This window comes from Microbispora hainanensis (assembly GCF_036186745.1).
In the GTDB taxonomy this organism is placed as follows: Bacteria; Actinomycetota; Actinomycetes; order Streptosporangiales; family Streptosporangiaceae; genus Microbispora.
The window spans coordinates 1,260,418-1,274,736 of sequence record NZ_CP108086.1 but is presented as its reverse complement, the minus strand read 5'-3'; the positions used below and the strand labels follow the sequence as shown (position 1 = coordinate 1,274,736).

The window sequence follows — 14,319 nt, the reverse complement described above, 5'->3', positions numbered from 1 at the left end:
TGCTTTTGTCAAGCCACCGCAGCCCGGACATGGCTAGGGTCGTACGGCCTCCTGTGCCGCAGAATCGCGTGCAGGACGTTGACACGGCGGCGGGCCAGGGCGATGAGGGCCTGGTGATGCCGTTTGCCTGCGGCGCGTTTGCGGTCGTAGAAGGCCCGGCTGGCCGGGTCGCAGCTGATAGCGATGAAGGCCGACTGGTAGAAGACCCGCTTGAGGGCCTTGTTGCCTGCCGTGGCGCGCTGCAAGTAGCGGACTGAACCACTCCGACTTTCGTGGAGGCCCTGAAGCCAGCATCATCTGCTGGCGGAAGGGAGAATCACGTCACGATGCCAGCCCCGAGGAAGTATCCCCAAGAGCTTCGAGAGCGCGCGGTCCGGATGGTGTTTGAGGTTCGCCGGCAGACCGGCGGTGCCCCCGGCGCGATCGCCCGGGTGGCCGATCAGCTCGGTGTTCACCGCGAGGCGCTGCGCGGGTGGGTGCGCCAGGCCGAGATCGACGAGGGACAGCGTCCCGGCACCTCGACCGCTGATGCGCAGCGGATCGCCGAGCTGGAGCGTGAGGTGCGCGAGCTGCGCCGCGCCAACGAGATCCTCAAGGCCGCGGCCGCTTTTTCGCGGCCGAACTCGACCCACGGCCGCCCAGGTAGTTGCCTTCATCGACGCTCACCGCGGCGCTTTCGGCGTCGAGCCGATCTGCCAAGTGTTGCAGGTGGCGACGTCGACGTACTACGCGGCCAAGTCCCGCCCGCCCTCCGCGAGGGCGGTGCGGGACGCCCAGCTCATGGCCGAGATCACCACGGTGTGGAACGAGAACTTCGAGGTGTATGGCGTGCGCAAGATGTGGAAAGAGCTCAACCGGCGCGGCACCCGCGTGGCGCGGTGCACCGTGGCCCGGCTGATGAAGCGCCTGGGGCTTGCCGGGGCGGTGCGCGGGGATCACAAGCGGCCCACGACAACGATCTCCGAAGCCCTCACCGAGCGGACCGAAGACCTGGTCAAACGCGACTTCACCGCCCCCGCCCCGAACCGGTTGTGGGTCGCCGACCTGACCTACATCCCCACCGCGTCGGGGTTCGTGTACGCGGCGCTGGTGATCGACGCGTTCTCGCGGATGATCGTCGGCTGGCGTCTGGCCGATCATCTGCGCACCGACCTGGCGCTGGACGCGCTGGAGATGGCCATCTGGCGTCGCGGAGACGGACGGCGGCTGGAAGGGCTGGTGCACCACTCCGACCGCGGCTGCCAGTATCTGTCGATTCGCTACACCGAGCGCCTGTCGGGTGCCGGGGCGGTCTGCTCGGTCGGCTCCCGTGGGGACAGCTATGACAACGCCCTGGCCGAAAGCACCATCGGGCTGTACAAAACCGAGCTGATCCACCGGCGCGGCCCGTGGAACGGCCTGGACGACGTCGAGATCGCCACCATGGAATGGGTCGACTGGTACAACAACCGGCGCCTCCACAGCGCCTGCAACGACCTCCCACCAGCCGAATTCGAGACCCACTACCGAACACAAACCGCCACGGCTATCCTCACCCCAGCCAGCTAACCCGGCCTCCACGAAACTCGGCGCGGTTCAGACCTTGCCCGACTGCTTGAGCACCGGGGCCAGGCCCGCGGCCGAGGCGAGCTGGTCGGGGCTGGCGAATCGGGCGATGCCGCCGGTTTCGGCGAGGAACTCCGCAGTCAGGGTCGCCCCCATCCCCGGCAGGCTGAGGATGAGGGCCGCATCAGGGTGGCGCGCCAGCACCTCCTGGATGCGCGCATCGAGCTGGGCCAGCCGTTCACGTCCGGCCAGCGCTTCGGCCGCCAGGTCGCGGATGATGTCCGCAGCCACCGTCTGCCCGGGGACGGCGATGTGCTGGGCTGCCGCGGCGTCGATCGCCGCCTCGGCCAGCGCTCGGACCATCGACGCCTTCACATGCCGCACCTGGCGCAGATGGGCCAGTACGTCCTCCAGCCCGGCGTCGCGGATCTCGGCCGGAGTGACGAAGCGGGTCAGCAGGTGGAGACCGAGCTTGCCGGTGACATCGACCACTCGCTCCAGGCCGGGGTGGATCGAGGTGAGCAGATCCCGCAGGCGGGCGGCCCGCCGGGTGGCGTCGGTGACCAGCTCCGCACGCCGGCCGACCAGCAGCCGCAGTTCGGCGTCCAGTTCCCGGCCCGGCTGCACTGGTCGCAGGTCATCGCGCATGCGCACCTGATCGGCGATCACGCGGGCGTCCTTGGGGTCGCTCTTGCGCTCCCCGCCCACGGTGGCGCGCCGTGCCCGGTTGACCGCCATCCCCGGCACATGGACCACGGCAAGGCCCGCGTGCAGCAGCATCGCCTCCAGCAGGCCGGCGATACCACCCAGCACGTCGATCCCGACAGTGGCCGGGCCGTGCTCGGCCTGCGCGACGGTGATGTGCTCGATCAGCTCGCCAATGGCACCGGGGGCGTTGTCGAAGCGGCGGCTGAGCAGCACCTTCCCGGTCTCAGCGACCTTGATCTCGGCCCAGTGGAACTCCTTGGAAACGTCGATACCTACAGCGACGGAGGATGTCCCGACGTTCGTGGAACTTGATCGGCGGTCCCGCGGTCAGGCGACGTTCTCGTTGTAGCAGTTTGAGGTCGGGTTCTGGGCTGCGACGTGCCGGTCAAGCGCGCTGCGGAGTGTGGGCAGGTGCAGGAAGCCGTTGACGCGGCGGAACTGCTTGGTGGCTTCGGTCATGCCGGCCGCGCACCAGCGCAGCGCCATCTGCCCGTCCTTCCAGTTCTTGACGTTGGCGGCGTGGTCGCGGCAGATGGAGATCATCGATTCGATGGGGTTGGTCGAGCGCAGCGAGCGTGCGAGTGTCGGTGGCACGTCCAGCCGCAGGATGGTCAGCGTCTCGTCCATTCCCTCTCGCAGCGAGGCCGCGGCTCCGGGATACTTCTTGTCCAGTTCAGCGGCCAGCGTGGTCAGCTTGGCTTCGGCGGCGAGCGGGGTATCGGCGTGGTAGGCGTCGCGCATCCGCTTCTCGGCCACAGCGCGTAGCTTCTCAGGGAGCTTGTCCCGGACATTCCTGATCTTGTGGAGCTGACAGCGCTGAATCACCGGGTGGTCGAACACATCCAGTACCGCCCGGCGCAGCGCTTTGGAGCCGTCGAGCACGACCAGGATCGGGCGGGTGACGTTCAGGCCGCGCTCACGCAGGCCGACGATCAACTCGCGGGCCAGGGTGGCGTTCTCGGTGGAGCCCTCCACCAACGCAAGAGGGTGCTTGGTGCCGTCGATGCCGATCCCCAGCGCCACGATGCAGGTGTGCTCGCCGAAGTGCACCCCGTCCAGCATGAGGGCGGCCAGATCCAGCCCGGACAGATCGGCCGACATCAACTCCGCCAGGGCGCGCTCGGTGGCGACGACGAAGCGTCGCGAGATCGCCGACTTGGACGTGCCGGTGGAGGAGCGCTCGACGGCGCCGCCGACCGGCTCAAGCCCGAGCCGGTAGCGGCGGGTGGAGAGCTTGCCGAGCATCTTGCCGAGCGCCATCTCATCGAGGATCTCAGTGGAGGAGAACAGTTCATAGGCCGGGATGGCGACCTCGCCTGCGCCGTCTGCGGTGCGCACCCGGGGGCGGCGGATCGGCAGCCTGCGGCCGCCCAGCACCACCGATCCGGCGTCGCTGCCATGCCGGACCGCGAGGCGGTCGGGGTTGTGCTTGCCCCGGGGACCGCACAGCGCGGTGACGTCTTCCTCCAGCATCGCGAACATCACGGCCAGGCCGGACTGCACAGCCAGCGCGAGCAGGCCGTCCTTCATCGAGGCGGCGATCTGCTCCATGGCCACGCTCACGGTATGCGGAACGGCCACGTCTTCGGCGGCTTGCTGGGCGCGTCGGCGGTTGTTCTGGTAGGTCTTGCTCACGGTCCCCGTCTCCTTACTCGGAGTGATTTGGCGATTGCTCGAGACCTACCACCAGGTAGGGCCCGAGGCGGGGACCGCCACTTCAAGTTCTACGAGCTACGGGACAACCTCCAGCGACGGCCATGCCACTCCTTCCTCTCCCGTCACTGCCATGCAGCCTCTCCTCGCCGTCCATGCCCTACATAGCGATCAATCGCAGTGCCTAATCAGCGGTCAAGGAGAAGCGACGAGGCAGGGGGCCGAGCCTCCCTTGCCATCGAGGGCAGCCAGCGTGAGAGCCATCCCTGCCTCGTTCGCACACCCCGATCTTCTACACCAACCGGAGCGCGCTCGCACTCAAGAAGGTAGGGCCGCGTGAACACCAGCTATGACGTGAAGTTCTGGGAGATCCGGCGTAACCCGACAAGTAAGACGCCGTCGTATGTCACTCGCTGGAAGGTCGCGGGGAAGGTGAAGTCCAAGACCTTCCGGACCAAGGAGCTGGCGAACAGCTTCCTGAGTGACCTGCGGCGGGCGGCGAAGGACGGCGAGGCGTTCGACATCGCGACCGGCCTCCCTGAGTCGATGATGGAGCCTCCGTCCGACCTCGGCCCAACCGTCTTGAGCTTCGCTCAGGAGTACGTGGCGCGACGATGGAAGGCATCGGCCGCGCGTACTCGGGAGACTGACACGTATGCCCTGATGGCTCTCGTCCCTGCCTTCGTCAAGGACCTGCCGGGTAAGCCTGACGACGCGGAACTGCGCGAGGTGCTGCGGGATCACGCCCTGCTCCCGGCAGACCGGCGCGCGGAGCTGCCCAGAAACCGGGCGGCCGTCCTGCGCTGGCTGGAAACCGCGTCGCTTCCGCTGGCCGACCTGCAAGAGGCCGGCGTTCTCCGGCGTGGCCTCGATGCAATCTCCGTGACCTTCGCCGGTAAGAAGGCGGCGGCGAACACCGTCCTGCGTAAGCGAGAGGTCCTCAATCACCTCCTGGAGCTCGCCGTTCCTGAGTTGGCTCAATTTAGTGCGCACCTTCGGGGCTGCGGATCCGCTTGAGGGCGTTGCGTAGGTCGGTGGGCAGAGGGTCGGCGGCGGTCAGGACGTGGTTGCCGGCTTGGATTCGGACGGTGCGATAGCGGCGGGCGGTGCGGACGAACTTCTTGATCGACCATCCGGTCCGTGCCTCGATCCACCGGCCGACCGCCAGGGCGGCGAACACGATCGTCAGGTGCGCGTCGATGGACTCGCGTTTGTGGTGGTAGATCGGCCGTGCTTTGAGGTCGTGCTTGCTCATCCGGAAGGACTTTTCGATCTCGAACAGCCGATGGTAGGAGCTGATGACGAACTCGGCGGTGATGGGCGTCCCGTCCGGGCAGGCGGCGAGATTGGTGATGTAGCCCTTGAGCCCGGCCAGGGCCTTGGCCTTGTCCACCAGCTCGGTGTTGACGCTCTTGGTAGCGCCGGACAGCCTGATGAACCGGTTGCGCTTGACCGGCGCCTGCCCGTCGACGGCGCGCTGGGCCTTGGCGACCTGCTCGTCGATGCCGCGCAGGGTGCGCCGGGCCCGCTCTGCCCGGTACTGGTAGTAGATCATCTGGTCGCGGCGGGGCCGGCTCGATCCCGACGGCCAGGGCTGGATGAAGATGTGCCCGTCGGGGATCGGGGTGCCGGGGTGCTCGCGCCGCCACTGCTTGACCACATACGGCACCTCGGGGATCTTCATGCCGAGGATGAACGACAGCCCAGCGGCTTCGATGGCCTGCTTGTTCGCCTCGGAGATCATCCCGGCGTCGGCCACGATCGTGACGTCCGGCAGGTGGTGGGCCGCCATGAACCCTTCGATCACCGGGAGCATGGTGTGGGTCTCGGCCTTGTTGCCCTCGAAGGCGGTCACCATGAGCGGGAACCCGGAGGAGTCGGTGAGCAGCCCGATCGTGATCTGCGGGTCCAGGCGGCGTTCCTTGGAAAAGCCCGGCTCGCGGAACCCATCCCCGGCGTCGGTCTCGAAGTACAAGGTTGACACGTCGTAGAGGACCAGGCTGGCCGGCCCGAGGCGGGTGTGGGCCGCGCATGCACCGGCCAGGGCCTGGCGCCACTGCGGTGCGGCGTAGTCCGGCAGGCGGCGCTTCACCGTGGCATACGACACCGCATCGATCCCGGCCTCGCCGAGCACGCGCAGGCTGTCGTGCTTGCTCGTCGGTTCGATCACCCGCGCGAGCACCAGCTGCCGGAACACCTCATCGCCCCCGGCCGCGGCAGCAAACCCCAGCGTGTCGTAGGCGCGGGACAGCGCGTCCCACAGGTGTTCCATCCGCGAGCTGACGATCTCCAGCGGCCCGCCCGCCATCGGCCCATCGTCCAGCCCCAGGTCCAGTTCCTGCTGGCCGGCGGCCAGCCGCTGACGCGCCACCGCCCTGAGCGTCTCCAACTCGGCGTCGTCGTGCGCCGACCCGATGTGCTCGATCTCCCGCGATCCGCGGCGGGAGGAGTAGACGATCTGCACCGCCCGGGCGCCTGAGGCCGTCTTCACCGTCCGCACGTACGGAGACACGGCCACCAGGGTAGAGACATGATCGATTTAGTGCGCACTTTTCGCCGTTCCCGACGGGGAACCACGAGGTCAACGCCTCGCGCTCAGCGACAATCTTGAAACGTGAGCCAAGTCAGGTCGTATGTCACTCGCTGGAAGGTCGCGGGGAAGGTGAAGTCCAAGACCTTCCGGACCAAGGAGCTGGCGAACAGCTTCCTGAGTGACCTGCGGCGGGCGGCGAAGGACGGCGAGGCGTTCGACATCGCGACCGGCCTCCCTGAGTCGATGATGGAGCCTCCGTCCGACCTCGGCCCAACCGTCTTGAGCTTCGCTCAGGAGTACGTGGCGCGACGATGGAAGGCATCGGCCGCGCGTACTCGGGAGACTGACACGTATGCCCTGATGGCTCTCGTCCCTGCCTTCGTCAAGGACCTGCCGGGTAAGCCTGACGACGCGGAACTGCGCGAGGTGCTGCGGGATCACGCCCTGCTCCCGGCAGACCGGCGCGCGGAGCTGCCCAGAAACCGGGCGGCCGTCCTGCGCTGGCTGGAAACCGCGTCGCTTCCGCTGGCCGACCTGCAAGAGGCCGGCGTTCTCCGGCGTGGCCTCGATGCAATCTCCGTGACCTTCGCCGGTAAGAAGGCGGCGGCGAACACCGTCCTGCGTAAGCGAGAGGTCCTCAATCACCTCCTGGAGCTCGCCGTTGAGGAGAAGGTCTTGCCCTCCAACCCGCTGCGCGAGATCAAGTGGACTCCGCCCAAGTCGACGGAAGCCGTCGACCCTCGGACGGTGGTCAACCCTCGTCAGGCGGGGGCGCTGCTCGCCGCGGTGAGCTACGTCGGCCGCTCGCGCGGGCCGCGCATGATGGCTCTATACGCGTGCATGTACTACGCCGCGCTGCGCCCTGAGGAAGCCGCGGGCCTCCGGCGGGAGAATTGCCAGTTGCCCGATGAGGGCTGGGGCATGCTGACGCTGGAGAAGGCGCGGCCACAGGCGAACAAGCGCTATACCGACTCGGGGGAGGCACACGACGAGCGTGGCCTTAAGCATCGGGCCGAGCGGGAAACCCGCCCGATCCCGATCCCGCCGGTCCTGGTGGCGATCCTCAGAGAGCACATCAAGCGGTACGGCGTGGCCGACGATGGCCGGCTGTTCCGCACCGCCAAGGGCCGGGGTCCGTCCAGTCAACGGTGTAACTCGCGGCTGATTTCTTCTATCGCGAGGCCGGGGACAGCCGGCCTTCGAAGGTGATGGCGAAGGCGTTGAGGGCGGCCTTCCAGCGGGTGACCCAGCGTTTGCGGCCCTTGCCCGTGGGGTCGAGACTCATGATCGCCATGTAGACGCACTTGAGCGCGGCCTGCTCGTTGGGGAAGTGGCCGCGGGCCTTGACCGCCCGGCGGATGCGGGCGTTGACCGACTCGATCGCGTTCGTCGAGCAGATCACCCGGCGGATCTCGGCATCGAAGTTGAGGAAGGGCACGAACTCGGCCCAGGCGTCCTCCCACAGCTTCACGATCGCCGGATACCGGCTGCCCCAGGCCTCGGCGAACTCCATGAACCGCTCCAGCGCCGCCGCCTCGGTCGGGGCTGTGTAAACAGGCCGCAGCGCTTTGGCGATCGCGTCCCAGTGCTGGCGGGCGGCGTACCGGAAGCTGGCGCGCAGCAGGTGCACCACACAGGTCTGCACCACCGCCTGGGGCCAGACCTGCTCGATCGCCTGCGGCAGGCCCTTGAGCCCGTCGCAGACCACCATCAGCGCATCACCCGCACCGCGGTTCTTGATCTCGGTCAGCACGTGCAGCCAGAACTTGGCGCCCTCACCGCCGTCACCGGCCCACAGGCCGAGGATGTCGCGTTCGCCGTCGACCGTCACAGCCAGGGCGACGTAGATGGGCCGATTGGCGACCTGACCATCGCGGATCTTCACGTGGATCGCGTCGATGAACACCACCGGGTAGACGGGGTCGAGCGGCCGGTTCTGCCACTCGGTCATGCCCTCGATCACCTTGTCGGTGATGGTGGAGATGGTCTGCTTGGATACCTGCGCGCCGTACACCTCGGCCAGGTGCGCGGAGATCTCGCCCGTGGTCAGGCCCTTGGCAGCGAGCGAGATGACCATCTCATCGACGCCGGACAGGCGCCGCTGCCGCTTGGCCACGATCTTCGGCTCGAAGCTGGCGTCCCGGTCCCGCGGCACATCGATCTCGACGGGCCCGACGTCGGTGATCACCGTCTTGGTACGGGTGCCGTTCCGGGCGTTGCCCGTCTGGCTCGCGCCGCGTTCGTGCTTGTCGTAGCCGAGATGGTCGGTGAGTTCGCCTTCCAAGGCGGACTCCAGCACCAGCTTGGTCAGCCGGCCCAGCAGCCCGTTGTCGCCGACCAGCTCCAGGCCATCAGCGCGGGCCTGCTCGACCAGCTTGGCCACCAGTTCCTGCTCTGAGGCCTGCGGCTTCTTACGCGCCACCGCGGCGTCCTCCAGGTCATTCGTCGCTTCCGATGCCTGGATCACAGTAGTCATCGATGCGTTCTCCTTGATCAGGAGTTACACCGAAGACCGTACAGTCCCAAGGGCCGCCCCTACACCGCCTCGGCGATCTCTCGGATCTGGCAGGAGGCGCGGGCGATCGGTTTCGGGCCGGAGCAGGCGGCCTCGCCGCTGGCTGCTCGGCCGTACGACCTTCGGCACGCGGCCGTCTCGCTCTGGCTCAATATCGGCGTTCCGGCAACCGAGGTCGCCCAGCGTGCCGGGCACAGTGTGGAGGTTCTCCAACGCGTCTACGCCAAGTGCGTGGAAGGCCAGGCACTCCAGGCGAACAACAAGATCACAGCCGCTCTGGACGACTGAGACAGGGTTACCTTGGAAGGGCCTCGGGCTACCCGGGGCCCTTCGCTTTCGCGGGACGTGGGGGTTAGTGCCAGCGGTCGTTGATCGCTCTGCTGGGTTGTCGTACCTGCCTGCTTTGATCCCTGATGCGGGCTCCGAGCGTGAGATGAGGTGCGGCGTGGCTGAATGCCTGACGAGTTTCGTAGAAGAGATCAAGGATCTCTACGGGGGCTTCGACATCGTAGACGGCGACAGCGGTGACGATCTGACCGTGTCGTCGACGACAGAAGCGCGGGAGGACTACTGGTGGATCGAGACTGACGACAAGTTCTTCCTTTGCAGCGCGGACAGGGAAAGCAGCGTCTACGTGCGGTTCGAATTGTGGAGCGGTCCGCCCCCGGCTGTCGATCCCTCCTGGGAGCGCTCGTGGAGCGGCCGGGTGCGCGTGCCATCAGGCAAGGTCCAGGCGCGCGAGTACCTCGGGGGTGACAACCATAAGACGTTCGACCTGGGATGCGCTGATGTCGAATGGTCGGTCGAAGTGCACGCGAAGACGCTAGAGAACGACGTCGATCCGGACTTTCCGCCTGACATCTTTCGCGTAGAGCTGTTCAAGCTGCGTTTCTGGCGCTACGACCCTCGATGAGGGCGCGGACCACCCTGCGCGTACCCCGGTCCCATGCGACCGTGACAGCCGACCGTCTCGCTGTGGTTGAACGCGGGCGTTCCGGCAGCCGAGGTGGCCCAACTGGCGGGGCGCAGCGTGCCTCTTCGCATGTGCGGCCTGACCTGGGGAAACACCTGTAAGATCATTTCGCGTATATTTCGCGATCACTGACATGCAGCTGCCTACGGCTGCATCTCACTGCGCAAGATCACGAGATGGATTCGGAGAAGCCCCAGGTGGGGGCCGTTTCGGCTGATCAAAGAGTGCCCCCGGCAGGATTCGAACCTGCGGCACCCGCTTTAGGAGAGCGGTGCTCTATCCCCTGAGCTACGGAGGCGCATGATGTGCACCAGTAAGCCTAGCGAAAGGTTGGGCCCGCTCGCGCCTCCCCAGGGGTGTCGTTTCGTGGTGCGCCGGTCATCGGCGGGCTGACCTGCGGTAAAGCGATGGCAAGTGGTCGTACGCCGGTCAGGGGAGGGGGATTACCGTCGCTGGCCGTGACCCTAACGCGACGTGGATCCGCGCGCAGGCTGCGATCGGTGCTGCTCGTCGCGGCGCTGCTCTCGCCGGCGATCCTTGCCTCGGGCATGCTCATGGCCGACTTCACCGGCTATGGGGAGCGGGCGCGGGCTCAGTTATCGGGCAGCGCGGCCGTACGCGCGGCACCGGCTCGGGCGGCGGACCAGAAGCGCGCCGAGACCACTGCCGAGACCGGGGGAGATCGGGCCCCCGCCGGAACGCCTGCTGCGCGGCCCGCCATGCCACCAACGGTGGACGGCCGAGAAGCTCAGAGGATCCACGTGATCACGATGGCGGGGACGAGACCCCTGCTGAATCCGACCCCGGTGCCCGCGCCGCCCGGTCCCGCGCGTCTCTACGAGGGGGTCGTACGGATCCTTCCGATCGCCCGGCCCGTCCAACGGATCATCCACACGGCCACGACGCCGAAGGCGAGCCGGCCGACGGAGGAGCCGGAGCCTCACGAGGAGGAGACGTTCACGTGCGAGCCGGAGTGGCGGGACACGTGGCTGTGGGAGCTCTGCCGGGAGCATGAGAGCCAGCCCGAAGGCGGGCGATGAGCTGGGAAACGCGCAAATGCGACGTGTCCGGTCGATAGCACTTAGGCGAACCGGGGCTCGGGCACACAGGGCGCTGTAGTAACGTGCGTCCCTGACCCAGGTCAAGAGTTCGCAAACGGGGGAATCGATCGTGTCATCTCCTCGATCAGCCAGGCTGATCGCGGTCGTCACGGCGATGACTTCGCTGACCGTCTCCGCACCGTACGGCACGGCCGCGCCGGCCTTGGCCGACACCACGACCGCGAAGGTCCGTACGGCGTCCGCGGGGGAAAGCGTAATGACGCTCGACAAGGAGCCCACCACGCTGACCGAGCTGCGGCGGGAGGCTCAGAAGGCGTACAAGTCGATCGAGGACGCGAACCGGGCACTGGTGGCGCGGCAGAAGAAGTTCGGCACCGTCGAGAAGGCGCTGGCGGCCAAGTTGGAGAGTCTCCAGCAGGCCACGGCGGAGCTCAACAAGATGCGCAAGCCGCTGTCGGACCTCGCCTCGTCGATGTATCAGGACCCCTCGCTCGACGGGCTCAGCCCGTTCTTCAGGGCGGGGAACGGCACGGAGACGCTCCGGAGGATCGCCGACCTCGACCACATCGTCGCCGGACGGAACAACGTGCTCGGCGACGCGGTGAAGCTCTTGGAACGGCAGCAGCGGCTCGCAGAGGAGGCGCAGGAGCTCCGGGCGGCCAGCCTCCTGCAGGAGGCGCAGCTGAGCGCGCAGGTCGCCGCGTTGCGCAAACGCTCCAGCTCGCTGGTGCGGTCGCTGACCAAGGCGCTGATCAAACTCGGTGTGAAGATCAGCAGCAAGGGGGCGGGCGGCTGCGACCCGACCAGGATCGGCCAGGCGGAGCAGTACCCGAACGGCCTGCTGCCCCAGACCATCCTGTGCCCCCTGCCGCAGGCCGGGGAGGAACTGCGGGCGGACGCGGCGATCGCCTTCGCCGATCTCAACATCGCTTACAAGAAGCGCTTCGGCACCTCGATGTGCATCTCGGACAGCTATCGCAGTCTGAGCGAGCAGCAGTCCATCTACTATCGGCGGCCCGGTTTCGCCGCCACTCCGGGCAAGAGCAACCACGGGCTGGGGCTCGCGGTCGACTTGTGCGGCGGGGTGCAGAACTTCCGGTCTGTCCAGTTCAACTGGCTGGAGGCCAACAGCAAGCGGTATGGCTGGATACACCCCGACTGGTCGTATCACAGCCCCTTCGAGCCCTGGCACTGGGAGTACGATCCCCAACTTGGCGCGAAACTCTGACGATCGCCCTCGGCCGAGCAACCTCGGCGCCGGGCGTTACGCCGGATCCGAGGAGACGTTTCGGCAGGTCACGCGTGACCAGCGGGCCTGACGGCAGGCCGGGGGCGGCGACGACGGACGCCCGCTGCGCGCCGCAGGTGACCACCGCCTGATCGGCCCCGCTGCCGTCCTGACAAGACCCGGGCGCGCTCCGCCGCCCGGGCAAATCCCCTCCACAGCCTGGGCACAGTCCGTCAGTGCGGGTGGATGGTCATCGACAGCCTGCCCTGTGCCTGGGCTTGGGCGAGCTGGGCCGCCTGCGCCGGGGTCGTGGCCAGCACCAGCAGCGCGCCGCCGTCCGTACGGCCGGGTGGCCGGGCGATCACCCGCACCTCCCGGGCGACGGTCCGGGCCTGGAAAGGCCCGTCCTCGAAGGCCGCCAGGACGTCGATCACGTCTCCCGGCGACAGCAGGCGGGCGGCGTCGGGATCGGCCATCCTGACCGGCGTCGCGACCAGACCCGGTTCGATGGCTGGCGTTCCCGCTCGCGCAGCCGACGCATCGGCTTGCGGGTCCGGCGCCCCTGGTGCCGCGGCCGGGCCGCCGCCGGCTGAGCCGACGTCCGCCGAATCACTGTCGGCCGCGCTGCCACTGGCTGAACCACCGTCGGCCGGGTCGCCGCCGCCCGAGCCGCCGCCGGCTTGGCCGCCGTACGCCTGCCCGGCCAGGGTCTGGCGGAACAGGGCCGAGCCGAGCAGCCGGGCGTCGGTGAGGAGCTCGCCTCGACGCAATGGACCGGCGAGCACGCGGCCCGAGACCGGGGTGCCCGGCGCGTACGCCCCGGCGGGCACCGCATCGGGCGGGAGCCGTACGACCACGACGTCGGCGGCTGCCAGACGGCCTCCGGGGAGATCGCGGGCGGCGGCGAGGACCTCCACCCCGTCAGGGGTGCGGACGGCCAGCAGCACGCAGGCCACCGCCAGACCGGCGAGGACGGCGGCGATCGGACGGCGACGGCGCGTCCTCAGCCGCTTCAGATCACGCATGACCATCTCGGTTTCGCCTCTCGCCTCCTTGCGAGCCTCCTTGCAAGCCTCCTCGCGAGGGCCGGTTGCATCGTGGACGCTTCACGCCGATGGCCCCCATGGATCGCCTGTCCGGGCGATGCCCCGGCGGCGGTGGCGCGCCGCCGGTTCCGCCGCCGGTTCCGCCGCCGATCGCGCGGCCGGACAGGGCCGTACGGCATGGCACGCATCGGCGTCAGGGGAGCTCGATCGGCAGCTTGATCCCGTCGAGGGCGTTGCCGCAGGGGCAGATGCGCTCCTCCGGAAGGGCCTCGACGACCTGCGCGACAAGCGTGCGCATCCGCTCCACGTTGGCGGCGAAGAAGGCCAGCACTTCCTCGTGGGTGACCCCCTCACCGGCCTCCACACCGGCGTCGTGGTCGGTCACGAGGGCGAGGGTCGTGTAGCAGAGGGCGAGTTCGCGGGCGAGCACGGCCTCGGGGTGCCCGGTCATGCCGATGATCGACCAGCCCGCCCCCGCGAACCACTTCGACTCGGCCCGGGTGGAGAACCGGGGCCCCTGGACCACGACCAGAGTGCCGCCGTCGACCGTGTCCCAGCCCGTCTCGCGGGCAGTGGCCACGGCGGCCGCCCGGCCGGAGGGGCAGTAGGGGTCGGAGAACGACACGTGGACCGCCCCGCCCGCGTCGTAGTAGGTCTGCTCGCGGCCCTGCGTGCGGTCCACGAGCTGGTCGGGGATCACGAGGGCGCCCGGGCCGATCTCCGGGCGCAGGGACCCGACCGCGCTGGGCGCGAGCACCTGGCGTACGCCGAGGGAGCGAAGGGCCCACATGTTCGCCCGATAAGGGATGCGGTGGGGAGGGAAGGTGTGGCCGCGGCCGTGCCGGGGGACGAACGCGACGGTTCGGTCGCCGATGCGGCCCACGGTGATCGTGTCACTCGGCGGGCCGTACGGCGTCGTGATGTCGATCTCTTCGGCGTCCTCAAGCAGGGAGTAGAACCCCGAGCCGCCGATGACCCCGATGTCTGCGCGATTGACCATGGGCCGACACTAGCGAACGGTGCCGCACGTCCGGCGCGTGCAGTCGGCCCCTGTGGA

The 14,319-nt window shown here is 68.3% G+C and carries 12 protein-coding genes, 1 tRNA gene and 1 pseudogene; 6 read left to right on the top strand and 8 right to left on the bottom strand.

Annotated elements, in window-relative coordinates; translation table 11 throughout:
* Positions 1-8: 8 nt before the first annotated feature.
* A pseudogene (locus OHB01_RS05755) lies at positions 9-260 on the bottom strand (IS110 family transposase); the annotation flags it as partial.
* Between the two features lie 66 nt (positions 261-326).
* Here OHB01_RS05755 and OHB01_RS05750 point away from each other — a divergent pair.
* Positions 327-1,548 (top strand): IS3 family transposase gene (locus tag OHB01_RS05750; protein ID WP_328854087.1). Its coding sequence is split into 2 segments (ribosomal slippage): positions 327-616 and positions 615-1,548, totalling 1,224 coding nucleotides; the frame shifts between segments, so codons are not numbered across the junction.
* 27 nt (positions 1,549-1,575) lie between these two features.
* Here OHB01_RS05750 and OHB01_RS05745 read toward each other — a convergent pair.
* Positions 1,576-2,523 carry an IS110 family transposase gene (locus OHB01_RS05745; RefSeq protein WP_328855830.1) on the bottom strand — a complete coding sequence of 316 codons (948 nt, stop codon included), beginning with the start codon at positions 2,521-2,523 and terminating at the stop codon, positions 1,576-1,578.
* 57 nt (positions 2,524-2,580) lie between these two features.
* A complete protein-coding gene (locus OHB01_RS05740; RefSeq protein ID WP_328855034.1) occupies positions 2,581-3,888 on the bottom strand; it encodes an IS256 family transposase in 1,308 nt (435 codons plus the stop codon).
* Between the two features lie 354 nt (positions 3,889-4,242).
* On the opposite strand from OHB01_RS05740, the gene OHB01_RS05735 reads away from it, so the two are divergent.
* Positions 4,243-4,923 carry a hypothetical protein gene (locus OHB01_RS05735; RefSeq protein ID WP_328855033.1) on the top strand — a complete coding sequence of 227 codons (681 nt, stop codon included), beginning with the start codon at positions 4,243-4,245 and terminating at the stop codon, positions 4,921-4,923.
* Here the strand turns inward: OHB01_RS05735 and OHB01_RS05730 are convergent.
* Complete coding sequence (locus OHB01_RS05730) at positions 4,889-6,418, bottom strand: IS1634 family transposase (RefSeq protein ID WP_419197557.1); 1,530 nt, start codon at positions 6,416-6,418, stop codon at positions 4,889-4,891. The genes OHB01_RS05735 and OHB01_RS05730 overlap by 35 nt on opposite strands.
* A gap of 150 nt (positions 6,419-6,568) precedes the next feature.
* On the opposite strand from OHB01_RS05730, the gene OHB01_RS05725 reads away from it, so the two are divergent.
* On the top strand, positions 6,569-7,648 hold the full coding sequence (locus OHB01_RS05725; RefSeq protein WP_328855032.1) for a site-specific integrase: 1,080 nt from the start codon (positions 6,569-6,571) through the stop codon (positions 7,646-7,648).
* Here OHB01_RS05725 and OHB01_RS05720 read toward each other — a convergent pair.
* A complete protein-coding gene (locus OHB01_RS05720; RefSeq protein ID WP_169953795.1) occupies positions 7,611-8,915 on the bottom strand; it encodes an IS256 family transposase in 1,305 nt (434 codons plus the stop codon). The genes OHB01_RS05725 and OHB01_RS05720 overlap by 38 nt on opposite strands.
* A 484-nt stretch (positions 8,916-9,399) precedes the next feature.
* On the opposite strand from OHB01_RS05720, the gene OHB01_RS05715 reads away from it, so the two are divergent.
* Positions 9,400-9,867: a hypothetical protein gene (locus OHB01_RS05715; protein ID WP_142652027.1), complete on the top strand. Its 468-nt coding sequence runs from the start codon at positions 9,400-9,402 to the stop codon at positions 9,865-9,867.
* 285 nt (positions 9,868-10,152) lie between these two features.
* Here OHB01_RS05715 and OHB01_RS05710 read toward each other — a convergent pair.
* Positions 10,153-10,225, bottom strand: a tRNA-Arg gene (locus tag OHB01_RS05710).
* Between the two features lie 160 nt (positions 10,226-10,385).
* On the opposite strand from OHB01_RS05710, the gene OHB01_RS05705 reads away from it, so the two are divergent.
* Together OHB01_RS05705 and OHB01_RS05700 are read left to right on the top strand one after the other, a co-directional pair.
* The gene (locus tag OHB01_RS05705) at positions 10,386-10,967 is read left to right on the top strand and encodes a hypothetical protein (RefSeq protein ID WP_328855031.1); all 582 of its coding nucleotides are present in this window, start codon (positions 10,386-10,388) and stop codon (positions 10,965-10,967) included.
* Positions 10,968-11,097: 130 nt separating this feature from the next.
* Complete coding sequence (locus OHB01_RS05700) at positions 11,098-12,216, top strand: M15 family metallopeptidase (RefSeq protein WP_142652023.1); 1,119 nt, start codon at positions 11,098-11,100, stop codon at positions 12,214-12,216.
* 233 nt (positions 12,217-12,449) lie between these two features.
* Here OHB01_RS05700 and OHB01_RS05695 read toward each other — a convergent pair whose 3' ends face one another.
* A complete protein-coding gene (locus OHB01_RS05695) occupies positions 12,450-13,241 on the bottom strand; it encodes an SAF domain-containing protein (RefSeq protein WP_142652021.1) in 792 nt (263 codons plus the stop codon).
* A 214-nt stretch (positions 13,242-13,455) separates the two neighbouring features.
* Entirely contained in the window at positions 13,456-14,262 is an 807-nt protein-coding gene (locus OHB01_RS05690; RefSeq protein WP_142652019.1) for an S-methyl-5'-thioadenosine phosphorylase, read from the bottom strand.
* Positions 14,263-14,319: the final 57 nt, after the last annotated feature.

What these genes read in the sequence shown, in the direction of transcription:
- OHB01_RS05720 (WP_169953795.1), bottom strand. Translation starts at nt 8,915, where the DNA reads ATGACTACTGTGATCCAGGCATCGGAAGCGACGAATGACCTGGAGGAC.
- OHB01_RS05695 (WP_142652021.1), bottom strand. Translation starts at nt 13,241, where the DNA reads ATGCGTGATCTGAAGCGGCTGAGGACGCGCCGTCGCCGTCCGATCGCC.
- OHB01_RS05690 (WP_142652019.1), bottom strand. Translation starts at nt 14,262, where the DNA reads ATGGTCAATCGCGCAGACATCGGGGTCATCGGCGGCTCGGGGTTCTAC.